Origin of the sequence: Cellulomonas biazotea (assembly GCF_004306155.1) — a bacterium.
Taxonomy (GTDB): Bacteria; Actinomycetota; Actinomycetes; order Actinomycetales; family Cellulomonadaceae; genus Cellulomonas; species Cellulomonas biazotea.
Genome location: NZ_BIMR01000082.1, coordinates 1 through 16,249, shown reverse-complemented (window position 1 = coordinate 16,249; position 16,249 = coordinate 1). Strand labels below are relative to the sequence as shown.

Annotated in this window: 14 protein-coding genes; 9 read left to right on the top strand and 5 right to left on the bottom strand. The window is 74.4% G+C overall.

The genetic code is table 11. The features are described 5' to 3' along the window. Window positions 1–781 (bottom strand): LacI family DNA-binding transcriptional regulator (locus CBZ_RS06910; RefSeq protein WP_130780843.1); only part of this gene is annotated, 781 nt, incomplete at its 3' end. A 122-nt stretch (window positions 782–903) separates the two neighbouring features. On the opposite strand from CBZ_RS06910, the gene CBZ_RS06905 reads away from it, so the two are divergent. The 4 genes from CBZ_RS06905 (at window position 904) to CBZ_RS06890 (ending at window position 4,559) form a co-directional block, all read left to right on the top strand. Then, the gene (locus CBZ_RS06905; RefSeq protein ID WP_130780842.1) at window positions 904–1,683 is read left to right on the top strand and encodes a VTT domain-containing protein; all 780 of its coding nucleotides are present in this window, start codon (window positions 904–906) and stop codon (window positions 1,681–1,683) included. After that, a complete protein-coding gene (locus tag CBZ_RS06900; protein WP_174768641.1) occupies window positions 1,680–2,453 on the top strand; it encodes an HAD-IIA family hydrolase in 774 nt (257 codons plus the stop codon). Before CBZ_RS06905 ends, CBZ_RS06900 begins: the two co-directional genes overlap by 4 nt. A 321-nt stretch (window positions 2,454–2,774) precedes the next feature. Further along, window positions 2,775–3,539, top strand: coding sequence for a ubiquitin-like protein (locus tag CBZ_RS06895; protein WP_130780841.1), 765 nt, complete (start codon window positions 2,775–2,777; stop codon window positions 3,537–3,539). Between the two features lie 189 nt (window positions 3,540–3,728). After that, window positions 3,729–4,559: a YwiC-like family protein gene (locus CBZ_RS06890; protein WP_130780840.1), complete on the top strand. Its 831-nt coding sequence runs from the start codon at window positions 3,729–3,731 to the stop codon at window positions 4,557–4,559. Between the two features lie 85 nt (window positions 4,560–4,644). On the opposite strand, the gene pyrE is transcribed toward CBZ_RS06890, so the two are convergent. Both pyrE and CBZ_RS06880 read right to left on the bottom strand, forming a co-directional pair. Further along, entirely contained in the window at window positions 4,645–5,220 is a 576-nt protein-coding gene (pyrE, locus tag CBZ_RS06885; protein WP_130780839.1) for an orotate phosphoribosyltransferase, read from the bottom strand. Between the two features lie 141 nt (window positions 5,221–5,361). Continuing rightward, window positions 5,362–6,153 (bottom strand): SDR family NAD(P)-dependent oxidoreductase, encoded by a 792-nt coding sequence (locus CBZ_RS06880; RefSeq protein WP_130780838.1) that lies wholly within the window; start codon window positions 6,151–6,153, stop codon window positions 5,362–5,364. Between the two features lie 135 nt (window positions 6,154–6,288). On the opposite strand from CBZ_RS06880, the gene recQ reads away from it, so the two are divergent. The 3 genes from recQ to CBZ_RS06865 all read left to right on the top strand — a co-directional run bounded on the left by recQ (window position 6,289) and on the right by CBZ_RS06865 (window position 10,227). Then, on the top strand, window positions 6,289–8,484 hold the full coding sequence (gene recQ, locus CBZ_RS06875) for a DNA helicase RecQ (RefSeq protein ID WP_130780837.1): 2,196 nt from the start codon (window positions 6,289–6,291) through the stop codon (window positions 8,482–8,484). Between the two features lie 181 nt (window positions 8,485–8,665). After that, window positions 8,666–9,355, top strand: coding sequence for a DUF6318 family protein (locus CBZ_RS06870; RefSeq protein WP_130780836.1), 690 nt, complete (start codon window positions 8,666–8,668; stop codon window positions 9,353–9,355). 284 nt (window positions 9,356–9,639) lie between these two features. Next, window positions 9,640–10,227 carry a hypothetical protein gene (locus CBZ_RS06865; protein WP_246013127.1) on the top strand — a complete coding sequence of 196 codons (588 nt, stop codon included), beginning with the start codon at window positions 9,640–9,642 and terminating at the stop codon, window positions 10,225–10,227. Between the two features lie 161 nt (window positions 10,228–10,388). On the opposite strand, the gene CBZ_RS20790 is transcribed toward CBZ_RS06865, so the two are convergent. Next, window positions 10,389–11,270 carry a GNAT family N-acetyltransferase gene (locus tag CBZ_RS20790; protein ID WP_165446685.1) on the bottom strand — a complete coding sequence of 294 codons (882 nt, stop codon included), beginning with the start codon at window positions 11,268–11,270 and terminating at the stop codon, window positions 10,389–10,391. Between the two features lie 288 nt (window positions 11,271–11,558). Further along, window positions 11,559–12,584 carry a LacI family DNA-binding transcriptional regulator gene (locus tag CBZ_RS06855; RefSeq protein ID WP_130780834.1) on the bottom strand — a complete coding sequence of 342 codons (1,026 nt, stop codon included), beginning with the start codon at window positions 12,582–12,584 and terminating at the stop codon, window positions 11,559–11,561. Window positions 12,585–12,761: 177 nt separating this feature from the next. Here CBZ_RS06855 and manD point away from each other — a divergent pair, with 177 nt between their 5' ends. Both manD and CBZ_RS06845 read left to right on the top strand, forming a co-directional pair. Then, entirely contained in the window at window positions 12,762–14,153 is a 1,392-nt protein-coding gene (manD, locus tag CBZ_RS06850; RefSeq protein ID WP_130780833.1) for a D-mannonate dehydratase ManD, read from the top strand. Window positions 14,154–14,167: 14 nt separating this feature from the next. Beyond that, on the top strand, window positions 14,168–16,198 hold the full coding sequence (locus tag CBZ_RS06845; protein ID WP_130780844.1) for an alpha-glucuronidase: 2,031 nt from the start codon (window positions 14,168–14,170) through the stop codon (window positions 16,196–16,198). Window positions 16,199–16,249: the final 51 nt, after the last annotated feature.

The following is a 16,249-nucleotide window of genomic DNA, read 5'->3' as shown; positions in this document are numbered from 1 at the left end:
GCACGTGCACCACCGCGAGCGCCATCGAGTCCGTGAAGCAGAAGAACGCGTCGGGCAGCGGGTGCGCGTCGAGGAACGCCCGCAGCGCGCCCGCGGCCTCGTCCGACGTCCACCGCGGCGTCGGGACCTCCAGGGCCGGGTCGTGCGGCACGCCCGCCGCCGCCAGCGCCTGCCGGTACCCCTCCGTGCGCTGCCGCGCCGCCGCCGTCTCCGGCACGCCCGGCGACCCGACGACCGCGATCCGCCGCCGACCCGTCGCCAGCAGGTGCTCGGTCAGGTCCCGCGCCCCCGCGACGCTGTCCACCCCGACCTGGTCCGTCCGGTCCTGCTCGACCTCACCGATGAGGACCGTCGGCGGCAGCGGGCCGCGCGCCACGTGCTCGTCGACCACCGAGTCGGCGAGGGACACCGGGTTGAGCACGAGCCCGTCGACCAGGTGCGAGCGCGCCCGGGACAGCAGCGCCTGCTCGCGACGCGGCTCCGCGGCCGTCTCCTCGATCTGCACGCTCCACCCGCGCGCGTGCCCCTCCTCGACGAAGTGGTGCGCGAGCTCCGCCGAGTACGCCGTCGACAGGTCCGGCAGCGCGAGGGCGATCAGCCCGTACCGGCCGTTGCGCAGCCCCCGGGCCCCCAGGTTCGGCACGTAGTCGAGGTCCGCGAGCGCCTGCTCGACCCGCGCCCGCGTGTCCGGCCGCACGAACGCCGTGCCGTTGATGACGTTCGAGACCGTCTTCGGGGAGACGCCCGCCCGCGTGGCGACGTCCTTCACGGTGGACCGCATCCCCGGACCCCTCCTCGACCGCAGGTGAGCGCCCATTCTGACGACGCCCGACGCCCAGGTCCACACGGTTCCCACACAGGGACCCACGGCCGGGGCACAGGACGCCCCGTACCCTGGACGCCATGCTCACGTCGACCCTCGAGGCCGCCCCGCACGTCCTGACGGCGCTGCACGCCGCCGGCCCGGTGCCCGCCCTCGGGCCGGACTTCCTCGACCCGGACCACATGATCTCGTCGTTCGGGACCGCCGTCGTCATCGGCATCGTCGCCGTGATCTTCATCGAGACCGGCCTGCTGTTCCCGATCCTGCCCGGCGACTCCCTGCTGTTCACCGCGGGCGCGCTCGTCGCGCAGGACTCGTTCCCGGTGAACATCAACATCTGGGCGCTGTGCGGGCTGCTGTTCCTCGCCGCGTTCCTCGGCGACCAGACCGCGTTCTTCATCGGCCGACGCCTCGGCCCGCGCGTCTTCAACAAGCCGGACTCGCGGTTCTTCAAGAAGTCCTACATCGACCAGACCTACGCCTACTTCGACAAGTACGGCGGCCGGACGATCATCGTCGCGCGCTTCGTGCCCATCGTGCGCACCTACGCCCCCGTCGCCGCGGGCGTCGGCAACATGAAGTACCGCCACTTCGTCACGTACAACTTCATCGGCGCGCTGCTGTGGGGCGTCGGGGTGACGCTGCTCGGCTACCTGCTGGGCAACATCCCGTTCGTCCGCGAGAACATCGAGCCGCTGCTCGTGCTCATCGTGCTGGTCTCCGTCATCCCGATCGCCGTCGAGATGTGGCGTGCCCGGCGTGAGCGCGCCAAGGCCCCCCTCGACGCCGAGGGCCGCGACCCGCGCTACGACGAGCAGCACGAGCGCGAGGCCGTCGAGCGCAAGGCCTTCGGCGAGTGACGCGGGAGATCCGCTCCTGGCTGTCCGACATGGACGGCGTCCTCGTGCACGAGGGCACCGCCCTGCCGGGCGCCGCCGAGTTCGTCACCGCCCTGCGCGACGCCGAGCGGCCGTTCCTCGTCCTCACGAACAACTCGATCTTCACGCCGCGCGACCTCGCCGCCCGCCTGCGCACCAGCGGCCTCGACGTCCCCGAGCACGCCATCTGGACGTCCGCGCTGGCCACCGCGCAGTTCCTCACCGACCAGATGCCCGGCGGGTCCGCGTACACGATCGGCGAGGCCGGGCTCACGACGGCCCTGTACGAGGCCGGCTACACGCTCACGTCGAGCTCGCCCGACTTCGTGGTGCTCGGCGAGACGCGCACCTACTCGTTCGAGGCCATCACGCAGGCCATCCGGCTCATCCAGGGCGGCGCGCGGTTCATCGCGACGAACCCCGACGTCACCGGGCCGTCCGCCGACGGCGACCTGCCCGCGACCGGGGCCGTCGCCGCGATGATCTCCGCCGCGACCGGGCGCCAGCCGTACTTCGTCGGCAAGCCCAACCCCGTGATGATGCGGTCCGCGCTCAACCGGATCGGCGCGCACTCCGAGACGACCGTCATGGTCGGAGACCGGATGGACACCGACGTCGTCGCGGGCATCGAGGCCGGGCTGCACACCGTGCTCGTCCTGTCCGGGTCGACCCGGCGCGAGGACGTCGAGCGGTTCCCGTTCCGCCCGAGCGAGATCACGGACTCCGTCGCAGACCTCGTCGCGCGCGTCTGACCCGCACGTCGGGAGCGTCCGAGCGGGGGCGTCGGGCGCGTCCGCCCCGACACGCCGCGTGTCCGTCGACGGCTCCCCCGCGCCGGGACCTAGGTCCTGCGGGTCCGGCGGCACGCGGCGGAGGATCGTCCCTGGCGAGCTCGACGCGCCAGGGGCCGACGCACCCGGCGACGACACGCCTCCCGGGCACACCCGGGCTCGGCGGCGCCGCCCGCCCCCCCTCTCGGGCGGCGCCGACCGTCGGGCCGCGCGCCGCAGCCGCCGCACCACACCGCCCAGGTGATACTGACCGCCTCCCTCGCAGGTCAGGAGCCCTCGCGCATGCAGATCTTCGTCAAGACGACGACCGGTAAGACCATCGCCCTCGAGGTCGAGGCCAACGACACCGTCGAGGCGGTCAAGCAGAAGATCCAGGACAAGGAGGGGGTGCCGCCCGACCAGCAGACGCTCGTCTTCGCCGGGAAGCAGCTCGACGACGGCCGCACGCTCGCCGACTACAACGTCCAGAAGGAGTCGACGCTCCACCTGGTCCTGCGCCTCACGGACCCCCTCGCGCCCACGGCCTCCGCCGTCGACGCGACCAGCGCGACCGTCTCGTGGACCGCGCAGGCCGGCGCACCCGCCGGTTACGAGGTCGCGTGGTCCGCCGACGGCGTCACGTGGTCCACGCCGGTCGCGACCTCCGCGGCCTCCGTCGTGCTCACCGGGCTCCCCTCCGCGTCCACCCTCACCGTGCGCATCCAGGTCGTCGACCTGCCGCTCTCCGCGACGCTCGCCGTCACGACGGCCGCCGCACCGGTCCCGACGCCCACGGTCACGGCCACGCCCACGCCCACGCCCACGCCCACGCCCACGCCCTCGCCCGACCCCACCCCGTCGGCGAGCGTCGCGCCCGTCGCCGGTCCCGTGGCCGGCGTCGACGCGACAGGCGCCACCGTGGGGACGACGGTCGCCACTGCCACCCCGGTGCGCGGCGCGGAGCTCGCCGCGACCGGCGCGACCCTCGAGCTGCTCGTCGCCGCCGTCCTCGCCGTCGCGGTCGGGACCGCCCTGACCCGCGCCGCTCGCGTCCGACGGGCGCGCTGAGGCGACGACCGGCTCCACCGCGCTCCCGCGGCCGGAGTGCCGTCGCGCGCGAGGGGGCTGCCACGCGCGCGGATCGCCCCCGTCCACCGCACCGTGCCGTTCCGCGCCCCCCGTGCGCGCCCGTCGGGCCGCACCCGGTCGGGACGTAGGTCCCGGGCCCCTCGTCGCCGTGGGGGCGATGCTCGCGCCGTGCCGACGACCGTCCCGCGCCGCACCGCGCCGACCGCCCGAGGCCGCCGCGGACCCGGCTGGGTCCCGAAGCAGCACGGGGCGTGGGCGATGCTCGCCGTCCCTGTGGTCGTCGGGGCCGCCCTCGCGGGACCGACGTGGCGGCACGCGCTGCTGCTCGTCGCCTGGCTCGTCGCCTACCTCGCGTTCCACGCCGCCGGGCTGTGGCTCAAGGCGTCACGACGCCCTCGCTACCTGCCGCCCGTCCGCGCCTACGGGGCGCTCACCGGCATCCTCGGCGTCGCCCTCGTCGCGTCGTCACCCGGCCTGCTGTGGTGGGCGCCGATCTACGGCGCGCTGCTCGCGGTGAGCCTCCTGTGCTCCGCGCGGCGGGCGGACCGGTCGTGGCTCAACGACGGCGTCACGGTCGTCGCCGCGATGCTCATGACGGTCGTCTCCGCGGGTCTGGGGTCGTCCGGGCCGCTGCCCGGCGCCGACGACCCGCGTGCCTGGGCCGCGACCGGGCTGCTCGCGGCCTACTTCCTCGGCACCGTCCCGTACGTGAAGTCGCTCATCCGCGACCGCGACGACCCGCGGGTGCTCGCGGTGTCCGTCGTCTTCCACGCGGCGCTGCTCGTGGGGGCCGTCGCGGGGGCCGTCCTGGCCGTCCCCGAGGGCTGGGGCGTGCGCGGCCTCGGCGGGTCGATCCTGCTCGTCGCGGTCGCCGCGGCCCTGCTCGCGCGCGCCGTGCTCGTCCCCCGGCGACGTCCGTGGCCGTCGGCGAAGGCGATCGGGCTCGGGGAGACGGCGGCGACGGTCGTCGTCATGGTCGTCGTGCTCGCGGTCGTCTGACGCGGGCGCTGCGCCGCCGAGGTCGTGAGCTGCCGCCGAGGTCGTGCGTCAGGACTCACGACCTCGGCGCGACGTCACGACCTCGTCACGCGAGACCGAGGTCCGCGAGCGAGAAGAGGTAGTGGTACGGGACGCCCAGCGCCTCGATCTTCTGCTGCGCGCCCGTCGCACGGTCCACGATGACCGCGACGCCGACGACCTCGGCACCCGCCTCGCGCGCCGCCTCGATCGCGGTGATCGGCGAGCCGCCCGTCGTCGACGTGTCCTCGACCACGACCACCTTGCGACCCGCGATGTCCGGGCCCTCGATGCGGCGCTGCATGCCGTGCGCCTTCGCCTCCTTGCGGACGACGAACGCGTCGAGGTCCTGACCGCGCGACGCCGCCGCGTGCAGCAGGGACGTCGCGACCGGGTCGGCGCCGAGCGTCAGACCGCCGACGGCGTCGATCTCCGCCGTGCCGAGCCCGACCTCCTCCAGCCGGTCCAGCAGCAGGTGGCCGATCAGCGGGGCTGCGCGGTGGTGCAGCGTCGCGCGGCGCAGGTCCACGTAGTAGTCGGCCTCGAGGCCCGACGACAGCGTGACCTTCCCGTGCACGACCGCGAGGTCCTGGATGAGGGCGAGCAGCTGCTCGCGGGGCGTCGGCGAGAGGTCGTGGGTCACGGCCGACCAGGCTACCCGGGCGGGCGTCGCGCGCGTTCGGCGGTCCGGACGGCGAGCCGGACCTTCGGCCCGACCCGCCCCGCCGGACGTCGTCCTGGCGGGCGCGTCGAGCGGCCCCGACCGACGCCGTCGGCGGGTCGGTCAGACGCCCGCGTCGGCGTCCGCGGGCTCGTCGAGGGCCTTGCGGTAGCGGCCGATCGCGCGGATCGCGCTGCGCGGGGCCAGCCGGGCGATGGCCGAGGCTGCGCGGTAGCGGGCGCTCGGCGTCGAGATGACGACGCCCCGGCGCACGTCCGCGAGCGCGGTCGCGACCACGTCCTCCGCGTTGAGCCAGACGATCTCCGGGTAGCCGCTCATGTCGATGCGGCCACGCTCGTGGAACTCGGTGTGCGTGAAGCCCGGGTTGAGGACCGTCGCGGTGACGCCGGTGTCCTTGAGCTCGACCGCGAGGCCCTCGGTGAACGTCCGCACCCACGCCTTGTGCGCCGAGTACGTGCCCGACGCGAGCAGCGCGGACACCGACGCGACGTTGAGGATCGCGCCGCGGCCTCGCCCGACCATCGCGCCGGCCGCCGCGTGCGACAGGACCAGGACGGCCTTGACCATGACGTCGAGGGCCTTGACCTCCGCGTCGACGTCGCCGCCGACGAACCGCTGGTTGAGGCCGAGACCGGCGTTGTTGACGAGCAGGCCCACCGGCTTCTCGTCGCTGCGCAGGCGGTCGGCGACGCGGCCGATCCCCTCGTCCGTCGCCAGGTCGGCGACGAGCACCTCCGCGTGGATGCCGGCGGCCGCCTGGAGCTGGGCGGCGAGGCGGGTCAGGCGATCCTCGTCGCGGGCGACGAGGACGACGTCGTGCTTGGCGGTGGCGAGCTGCCAGGCGAACTCCAGGCCGAGGCCGGCGCTGGCGCCGGTGACGAGTGCGGTTCCCATGCGGCCACCCTACGGACCGCCGACGTCCTGTCGCACGGCTTCGCGCGAGGCGTCCCCAGGTCGCGCGTCGCGTCGCGCCGTCCACACCTGGCGACGACGGCCTCCGGTGTGGGCCGCGCCTCGTAGGGTGAGCGGGTGCCTCCCGGACCCGCCCGCCCCGCGTCCCGCGCCGCCGCGTCGGCGTCGTGGGCGGACGACGCCCCGCCCCTCGACGAGCCGCCGTACGACCCGGCGTACGACGAGCCCCCGTTCGACGCCGCGTACGACGAGCCGCCGTTCGACCCCGCGTACGACGACGTCCCCCCTGACGACCCGGGCGAGTCCCGCGGTGGCCGGTCCGGCGGTGCCCGGCCGGGCCGGTCCGCGTCGAGCGGCACCCGCACCTCCGCGCGCGGACACCGGGAGCCCGACGCGCAGACCGTCCGGTACGAGGCCGCCCACGGCGCACCCGTCCCCGGCCGCGCCCGCCCCCGGGCCGTCCCCGAGCCCGACGACGGTCCGCGCCCGACGCCGCAGGAGGTCCTGCAGCGCGTCTGGGGCTACGACGCGTTCCGCGGCGACCAGGCGGAGATCATCGACACGCTCGTCGCCGGCGGCGACGCGCTCGTCCTCATGCCGACCGGCGGCGGCAAGTCGCTCTGCTACCAGGTGCCCTCGCTCGTGCGGCCCGGCACCGGCATCGTCGTGTCGCCGCTCATCGCCCTCATGCAGGACCAGGTCGACGCGCTGTCCGCGCTCGGCGTGCGCGCCGGGTTCCTCAACTCCACGCAGCAGCCGCACGAGCGCCGGGCCGTCGAGCAGGCGTTCCTCGACAGCGAGCTCGACCTGCTCTACCTGGCCCCCGAGCGCCTGCGCGTGCCCGACACCGTCGACCTGCTCGACCAGGGGCGCATCGCGCTGTTCGCGATCGACGAGGCCCACTGCGTGTCCCAGTGGGGGCACGACTTCCGGCCCGACTACCTGCAGCTGTCGATGGTGCACGAGCGCTGGCCCGACGTGCCGCGCATCGCCCTCACCGCGACGGCGACCGCCGCGACGCACGCGGAGATCGCGTCCCGCCTGCAGCTCGAGGACGCGAAGCACTTCGTCGCGAGCTTCGACCGCCCGAACATCCAGTACCGCATCGCGCCGAAGGACAACCCGCGCGCCCAGCTCGTCGACCTGCTGCGCAGCGAGCACCCCGGCGACGCCGGCATCGTCTACTGCCTGTCGCGCGCGTCCGTCGAGCAGACCGCCGATCACCTCGTCGCGGCCGGCATCCCTGCGCTGCCGTACCACGCGGGCCTCGACCGGCAGGTCCGTGCGCGCAACCAGGCCCGGTTCCTGCGTGAGGACGGTCTCGTGATGGTCGCGACCATCGCGTTCGGCATGGGCATCGACAAGCCCGACGTGCGGTTCGTCGCGCACCTCGACCTGCCGAAGTCCGTCGAGGGCTACTACCAGGAGACCGGGCGCGCGGGCCGCGACGGCCTGCCGTCGACCGCCTGGCTCGCCTACGGGCTGGCCGACGTCGTGCAGCAGCGCCGCATGATCGACACGTCCGACGGCGACGCCGCGCACCGCCGCCGCCTCACCCAGCACCTCGACGCGATGCTCGCGCTCTGCGAGACCGTGACGTGCCGGCGCGTCCAGCTGCTCAACTACTTCGGCCAGTCCGGCGAGCCGTGCGGCAACTGCGACACCTGCCTCACGCCCCCCGAGTCGTGGGACGGGACCGTCGCCGCGCAGAAGCTCCTGTCGACGATCGTCCGGCTCGACCAGCGCAACCAGAGGTACGGCGTCGGCCACCTCGTCGACATCCTCCGCGGCAAGACGACACCGCGCGTCCAGCAGCTCGGTCACGCCACGCTCAGCACCTTCGGCGTCGGCACCGACCTGTCCGACGGCGAGTGGCGCGGCGTCGTCCGCCAGCTCCTCGCGATGGAGCTCCTCGCGGTCGACACCGACGGCTACGGCACCCTGCGCCTGTCGCCCCTGAGCAGCGAGGTCCTGCGCGGCGACCGGGAGGTCCGCCTGCGCCGGGAGCCCGAGCGCACCGGCCGGTCCCGCGGCGGGTCCTCCGGGCGCGAGCGCCGCGCGTCCGTGGCCGCCGACCTCTCCGACGACGCCACCGAGCGGTTCGAGCGCCTGCGCGCCTGGCGCGCCGGGGCTGCCAAGGAGCAGGGCGTGCCCGCCTACGTCGTCTTCCACGACGCGACCCTGCGGGAGATCGCCACACGGGTCCCCACGTCCATCGAGGCGCTGGGCAGCATCAGCGGCGTCGGCGCCACCAAGCTCGACCGCTACGGCGAGGGCGTCCTGTCGGCCTTGTCGGACGACACCCCCGCCTGACGGCTCCAGCGCCCAGGTGACTCCGCCGCCCCCGAGGTCGTCAGTTCGTGCCGAGTTCGCTACCTCCAGGTGACGACCTCGGCCTGAAGTGACGACCTCGACGCTCTGAACGCGGCGGGAGGGCGCGTGGGCCGGCGTCACGGGATGGGCCCGCCGTCGTGGGCCGGCTGGTGGCGGGAGCGTGGCCGGCGACCTGTTGTCCACAGATCGGGCCGGACCGTCCCACGAGGTGTCCGATATCGGTAGGTTCGCGGCCATGCTTCGCCGACGAACCGCGCAGGGGGCGGCCGCCGCGGCACTGCTGACCGGGCTGCTGGCCCTCTCCGCGTGCACGGGACCCGGACCGCAGACCACTGACCCTGCTCCCACGACCTCCGGCACACATTCGGCATCGACGCCCACACCCACGCCCACGGCGGACCTCTCGATCCCACCAGAGCGACCCGCCGCGATGGAGGCGCCGAGCGCCACCGGTGCCGCCGCAGCGGCCAGCTACTTCATGAGCCTCTACGAGTACGCCTACACGACCGGCGACACAGCGGGCTTCGAGCAGATGTCCGACGACGACTGCGACTTCTGCCACTCGGTCCTCGACGACATCCGGCAGAGCCGCGCGGCCTCGTCGACCGAGGAAGGTGGAGGCAGCACGGTGACGAGTGCAGTCGGCACCGAGATCTCACCGCACGAGTGGTACTCAGCCACGCTGCGGATCACGCAGCACGCCTCGACGCGTCGTGACGCGAACGGGGAAGTGCTCGTGCACGACCCGGAGGCCGAGCACGACCTGTACTTTGCCCTGAGCTGGGCGGACGAGTGGTGGCGCGTCGACGATGTCGACGTGCTGGCGCCGGGAACTCTGACGGCGCCGTGAGAGCGGTGGGCGCCACCCTGGCCATCGCGCTGCTCGCTGCTCCGACGCCCGTGCCGCCCGAAGGCCGTGGTGTGGGCCACCACGCGAGTACCTCGCCGACGGGCGACGCGATCGATGCCTCGGCCCAGCGAGGAAGCGCGGTTGCCGAGGAGCGAGCAGCGGTCCCCGCCAAGGACCCCGGGCGACGTCCGGAGTTTCGTCGCGCGGCAGCGTGTCGTGATGCGGCTGGGGTCTGGGTGATGGGCGGCGAGGACGGATCCTGCCCGCCGGGAATCGACAACGGGTTGGTCCTCGACTGCGCAGACGAGGAGTTCCGTCAGCCATTGTGGCGGCGCTACCCGGTCGGCGAGGACGGCTGGACGCAGTGGCAGCAGGTTGACGTCGGCGGGTGTGGTGAGGCGCTACCAGTTCTGACGTTGGAGGAGTTCCGGCGGTTGCCGTTGGCGCCGCCGGTGCTGCGGTTGCAGCCCGACCGGGGGTGGGTGCTGGTCAACAAGGAGACGATCGTGATGACCGAGCGCACCGAGCAGACGTTCGTCACGAACCTGCTGGGGCGCGACGTCGAGGTCGTCGCCGCGCCGGAGCGGTTCCACTACGAGTTCGGCGACGGGACCGACCTGTGGACGACGTCGGCGGGGAGCCCGTACCCGAACCACGACACCTACCGGGTGTACGAGCAGCCGGGCACGTTCCAGATCACCCTGACTACCGAGTGGTCGGGCCGCTACCGGGTCGCCGGGGACGACACCTGGCACGCGGTCACCGGCACCGCGCAGACCTCGACGACGAGCGCCCCGTTCGAGGTCGTCGAGCGCCGCTCCAGGCTGGTCGACGACCTGTGCACCGACGTCCCGAAGCCCGCCGACTGCTGAGCCACCGCCCGGCCTCCGCCGAGGTCGTCAGTCCGAGCCGAGTTCGCCGGTTGCAGGTGACGAACTCGGCAGCGACCGACGAACTCGGCTGCGGGTGACGGCCTCGGCGGCGGCGGCTCGGGGCCCACGGGAGCGCGCGGGAGCGCGCGGGGCGGCGGGAGTCAGGCGAGGTCGACGTAGATGTCGAGGGCGCCGGACTCGGTGAAGCCGAGGCCGGCGTAGGTCGCCGCCTCCTCGTCGGTGTCCGGGTGCACGTGCGCGAGCCGCGCGCCGCCGGCGAAGGCACCGCGCACGAGCCACGCGCACACCGCCGCGTCGACGCCGACGGTCGTGACGTCCGGGGCGACGGCCAGCCCGGCGACGTAGGCCGCAGGCCCGGCCTGGCCGTCGGAGCGCAGGACGTACCCCGTGGCGACGGCACGGCCGTCGAGCTCCGCGAGGGCGACGGTCACGCGGTCGTTGGCGAGGTGCGGGGCGATCCACGCCGACTCCAGCACCGGGTCGCCGTCGAACGCGGCGGCGGTGACCTCGACCACGGTGGCGAGGTCGTCCGGCGTCGCGGCACGGATCGTGAGCCCGGGGACGACCCGCTCCCGTGCCGAGTGCGTGTCGGCGGGGTGTCTCGACGGCGGGGCCGGGTGCGAGTCGGCGGGGTGTCTCGAGGGAGGGGCCGGGTGCGTGCCAGCGGGGGCCGCAGGGCCGGGGTGCGGGTGCGCATCAGCGGCGAGCGGCGAGGGCGGGGCCGGGAGGACGAAGAGGCGCTTGCGGAACAGGAAGGTGCCGTGCGGCCAGGCGGTGCCTGCAGGGACGCGGACGCCCCACGGCACGCCGTGCGGGGCGTACCACGCGCGGACCGCGTCGACGTCGACGACGTCAGGGTCGGTGACGTCGCCGTTGTTCCACTGGGGCTGCGGCAGCCCGCTCGCCATGAGGCGGATGCCGGGCAGGTCGGCGACCGCTCCCCCGCGACCCGCCCGGAGCAGGCCGTGCTGCTGCCAGGCGTCGGCGTGGGCCGCGCGCGCCAGGACCTCGGAGGTCGTCATGACAGCGATCCTGCCCGGCGGGCGCCGACCTGGCGCACATGATTCAGGTCGCGCGCGGCTGCCAGCTCAGGTCGTCGGACCTGCGTGCCCGGCCCTGTCGTGGACGGGCCAAGCCCGCCGGGAGCGCAGCACATTTCGCCGGCGTCGGCGCTCGGACGCCGCCCGGGCCGCGCGGTGTCCGGGGCGAGGTCTCAGACCAGGGCCGGCCAGTCGTGCCGCGGACGACGAGGAGAGTCGGGAGGAGGTCGACCGACGGCGGGAGGGCACCTCGGGCGCCGCGGCGAGGTCCTAGACCGGGGCCGGGCCGGTCGTGCCGCGGACGACGAGGTGCGTCGGGAGGAGGTCGACGGACGGCGGGAGGGGGCCGCGGGCGCCGCGGGAGTCGCCCGCGCGTGAGCCGGAGCGGTCGAGGCGGGACAGCAGCAGGTCGGCGGCGCGGTGGCCGGCGCGTTCGAGGGGCGCGGCGACGGTCGTCAGGCCGGGGCGGACCAGGTCGGCGCCGAAGACGTCGTCGCAGCCGACGACGCTCATGGCACCGGGGACGTCGACACCGCGCGCGGTGAGCCGGTCGAGGACGCCGAACGCGAGCAGGTCGTTGAAGGCGAGCACGGCGGTGACGTCGGCGCCGCACGCGGCGTCGGCGGCGGCGGCCCCGGCCTCCCGCTGGGGGGCGTAGGGGCCGAGGACGACCAGGTCGACGCCGAGGCGACGGGCGGCGGGGCGCAGGGCGACGCGGCGGTGCCGGTCCGACCAGGACGTGCGCGGGCCGGACGCGTAGGCGACGCGGCGGTGCCCGAGCGACGCGAGGTGCTCGAGGGCCTGCACGGCCCCGCCGGGGGTGTCGAGCACGACGCCGTCGCCGTCGACGGGGCGGTTGATCGTGACGATGGGCTGCTCGCGTGCCCAGCGGGCCAGGTCGGCGTCCTCGACCCGGGGTGCGGCCAGGACGACGCCGTCGGCGGACGCGCGGAGCATGCGCAGCGCACGCTCCTCGGCGGGGACGGACTCCTCGGTGTCGACGAGGACGTGCATGTAGCCGTCGGCGCGGAGGCGGTTCTGGACGCCGCGGACGATGCCGAAGAAGAACGGGTTGGTGACGTCGGGGACGACGAGCGCGACGGTGCCGGTGCGGCCGGAGCTCAGGGCTCGGCCGGACGGGCTGGCGGTGTAGCCGAGGGCGTCGGCGGCGGCGCGGACGCGGGCGGCGGTGTCCTCGGTGATGCGGCCGGGCCGGGTCAGGGCGCGCGACGCGGTGGACACGGCGACCCCGGCGGCGTCGGCGACATCGCGCAGGGTCGGGCGGGTGGTCGTCATGCGGCCTGGTCCTGTCTCGCGTCCCGGCGCGGCGGCCGGCGGTGCGGCCATCGTCGGTCATGCGACCGACGTGTGGCAACACCTGGCAAACGATTGCCGTTCGTCCGTCGGCGTGCCTAGGCTCGCGGGAGCACGCACGAGCATGCGGCGACGATGCCGCGCAGGACGGGAGCCCCGATGACGACGCAGCATCCCACCTCGACCGAGCACGCCTCCACGGGCGCAGCCGACCCCCGCGACGTCGACGCGCGCGACGTCGACGCACGCGGCCCGGGGCCAGCGAGCGCCACGACCTCGACGGCCTCGCGCACCGCGCCGCCTGCCCGGACCGCGCGGCCCGGCAGCGCCATCCGGTCGGCCGAGGTCCTTGTGACGAGCCCCGACCGCAACTTCGTCACGCTGCGCATCACGACCGAGGACGGCGTCGTCGGCCTCGGCGACGCGACGCTCAACGGGCGCGAGCTCTCCGTCGTGTCCTACTTGCGCGACCACGTCGTGCCGCTGCTCGTCGGCCGCGACGCGCACCGCATCGAGGACACCTGGCAGTTCCTCTACCGGTCGGCGTACTGGCGGCGGGGCCCGGTGACGATGGCCGCGATCGCCGCGGTCGACGTCGCGCTGTGGGACATCAAGGCCCGGTACGCGCGCATGCCGCTGTACCAGCTGCTCGGCGGCGCGAGCCGGAACGGGATCATGGCGTACGGGCACGCGAGCGGGCGCGACCTGCCGGAGCTGTTCGACTCGATCCGCCGCCACCAGGACCTCGGGTTCCGGTCGATCCGCGTGCAGACGTCGGTCCCCGGCATCGACGCGGTCTACGGGGTCGCCGCCCAGCCGAGCAGCGGCGGCAGGTACGACTACGAGCCCGCGCAGCGCGCGCCGCTGCCCGCCGAGGAGGACTGGGACACCCGCGCCTACCTGCGGCACATCCCGGCCGTGTTCGAGGCGGTCCGGAACGAGTTCGGGCCCGAGCTGCCGCTGCTGCACGACGGCCACCACCGCATGACGCCGATCCAGGCGGCGCGGCTCGGCAAGGACCTCGAGCCGTACGACCTGTTCTGGCTCGAGGACTGCACCCCGGCCGAGAACCAGGAGGCGCTGCGGCTCGTCCGGCAGCACACGACGACGCCGCTCGCGATCGGCGAGGTCTTCAACACCGTGTGGGACTACCAGACGGTCATCCGCGAGCAGCTCATCGACTACGTGCGGTCGGCCGTCACGCACACGGGCGGGATCAGCGCGCTGCGACGGATCCTCGACTTCGCCGCGCAGTACCAGATCAAGTCCGGCATCCACGGCCCGACCGACATCTCGCCCGTCGGGATGGCCGCCGCGCTGCACCTGGACCTCGCGATCCACAACTTCGGGATCCAGGAGTACATGCAGCACGGCGCGCGGACCGACGAGGTGTTCCGGCAGTCGTTCACGTTCACCGACGGGTTCCTGCACCCGGGCGAGCAGGACGGGCTCGGGGTCGTCTACGACGACGAGGTCGCGGACCGGTTCGAGTACCAGCCCGCGTACCTGCCGTTCAACCGCCTCAAGGACGGCACGGTGCACGACTGGTGAGCGCCGTGCACCCGATGTGGCTGCCTGACGACGTCTTCCGGCCTCTCGGTCGACGCGCGGTCCGCGTCGATGCCGACGCGTCCGGCGACCCGGTCCTCGCCACCGTCCGCGACGAGGTCGCCGCGGCGGTCACCCGGTTCGGAGGGACGCTGGCCGGTCCCGACGACCGCGCCGACCTCGTCCTGACGGTCGAGCCGGCCGACGGTCCCGACACCCACACCGTCGCGCGCAGCGCCGGCACGACCACGGTGCGGGCGACCGGTGCGCGCGCTCTCCTTCACGGGCTGCACGACGTCGTGCGGCTCGGCGAGCGTGCCTTCGCCGACGACCTCGCGGAGCGCCACGTCGCGCCCGTGAACGAGCTCCGGATGCTCGACCACTGGGACAACGTCGACGTGCACCCGGTGATGGGGCAGGTCGAGCGGGGGTACGCCGGTGGGTCGATCTTCTACGCCGACGGGCGGGTCCGCGACGACCTGTCGCGGGTCGCGCAGTACGCGCGGCTGCTCGGGTCGGTCGGGATCAACGCCGTGGGGCTGAACAACGTCAACGTGCACCGAACGGAGGCGCGGCTGCTCACCGACGGCCTGCCCGACGTCGCGCGCCTCGCCGCACTGTTCCGCCCGCACGGGATCCGCGTCTTCCTGTCGGTCTCGTTCGCGGCGCCGATCACGGTCGGCGGGCTGCCGACGTCCGACCCGCTCGACCCGGACGTGCAGGCGTGGTGGGCGCAGCGCGCCGCCGACGTCTACGCCGTGGTTCCCGACTTCGGCGGGTTCGTCGTCAAGGCCGACTCGGAGGGGCAGCCGGGACCGTTCGCGTACGGGCGCGACCACGCGGACGGCGCCAACCTGCTGGCCCGGGCGCTCAGGCCGTTCGGCGGGACGGTGTTCTGGCGGGCGTTCGTCTACGACCACCGGCAGGACTGGCGGGACCGCTCGACCGACCGCGCCCGCGCGGCGTTCGACCACTTCTCGCCGCTCGACGGCCGGTTCGACGACAACGTCGTCCTGCAGGTGAAGTACGGCCCGATGGACTTCCAGGCGCGCGAGCCGGTCTCGCCGGTGATCGCCGCGATGCCCCGCACCCGGCTGGCCGTCGAGCTGCAGGTCACGCAGGAGTACACGGGGCAGCAGCGGCACGCCGTGTGGCTCGGGCCGCAGTGGTCGCAGATCCTGCGGTTCCCGTTGTGGGGCGAGGGCGGGCGGACGGTCGCGGACGTGGCGGCAGGTCTCGGCGACCGCCCGGGGGCCGACCCGGGCACCGACCCGGGCACCGCCCCGGGCGCTGGCCCCGGTGCCGGCGCGCCACGGCGTGCCGGGCTCGTGGCCGTGTCGAACGTCGGCGACGACGCCTTCTGGACCGGGCACCCGCTCGCGCAGGCCAACCTCTACACGTTCGCCCGCCTCGCCTGGGACCCCGAGGCCGACCCGCTCGCGCTCCTCGACGAGTGGGTGACGCTGACGTTCCCGTCGGCCGACGACGAGGTCCGCGCCGCGCTGCACGCGATCCTCGACGACTCGTGGCGGACGTACGAGGACTACACCGCACCGCTCGGCGTGGGCTTCATGGTCCGTCCCGGCCACCACTACGGCCCGGACGTCGACGGCTACGAGTACACCCCGTGGGGCACGTACCACTTCGCCGACCGCGACGGCATCGGCGTCGACCGCACCCGCGCGACGGGCACCGGGTTCACGGGCCAGTACCCGGCGCCGTGGCGGGACGTGTACGAGGACCTCGCGACGTGCCCCGACGACCTCCTGCTGTTCTTCCACCACGTGCCGTGGTCGCACGTGCTGCACAGCGGGGTGTCGGTCGCGCAGCACGTCTACGACACGCACGCGGACGGGGCCGCGCGCACCGAGGCGAACGCCGCGCGGTGGGCGCGGGTGGCCGGGAGGGTCCCCGACGACCTGCACGGACGCGTCACGGAGCGGCTGGCCGAGCAGGTCCGCAGCGCGCACGAGTGGAGCGACCAGCTCCGCTCGTACGTCCACCGGCACAGCGGCATCCCCGACGCCCGGGGCCGGACGATCCACTGACACACCGACGGCGTGGAAGGTCTGTCGCACTCAGCGAGACAGACCTTCCAC

What these genes read in the sequence shown, in the direction of transcription:
- CBZ_RS06905 (WP_130780842.1), top strand. Translation starts at nt 904, where the DNA reads ATGCTCACGTCGACCCTCGAGGCCGCCCCGCACGTCCTGACGGCGCTG.
- CBZ_RS06895 (WP_130780841.1), top strand. Translation starts at nt 2,775, where the DNA reads ATGCAGATCTTCGTCAAGACGACGACCGGTAAGACCATCGCCCTCGAG.
- CBZ_RS06880 (WP_130780838.1), bottom strand. Translation starts at nt 6,153, where the DNA reads ATGGGAACCGCACTCGTCACCGGCGCCAGCGCCGGCCTCGGCCTGGAG.
- CBZ_RS20790 (WP_165446685.1), bottom strand. Translation starts at nt 11,270, where the DNA reads ATGACGACCTCCGAGGTCCTGGCGCGCGCGGCCCACGCCGACGCCTGG.
- CBZ_RS06855 (WP_130780834.1), bottom strand. Translation starts at nt 12,584, where the DNA reads ATGACGACCACCCGCCCGACCCTGCGCGATGTCGCCGACGCCGCCGGG.
- manD (WP_130780833.1), top strand. Translation starts at nt 12,762, where the DNA reads ATGACGACGCAGCATCCCACCTCGACCGAGCACGCCTCCACGGGCGCA.
- CBZ_RS06845 (WP_130780844.1), top strand. Translation starts at nt 14,168, where the DNA reads ATGTGGCTGCCTGACGACGTCTTCCGGCCTCTCGGTCGACGCGCGGTC.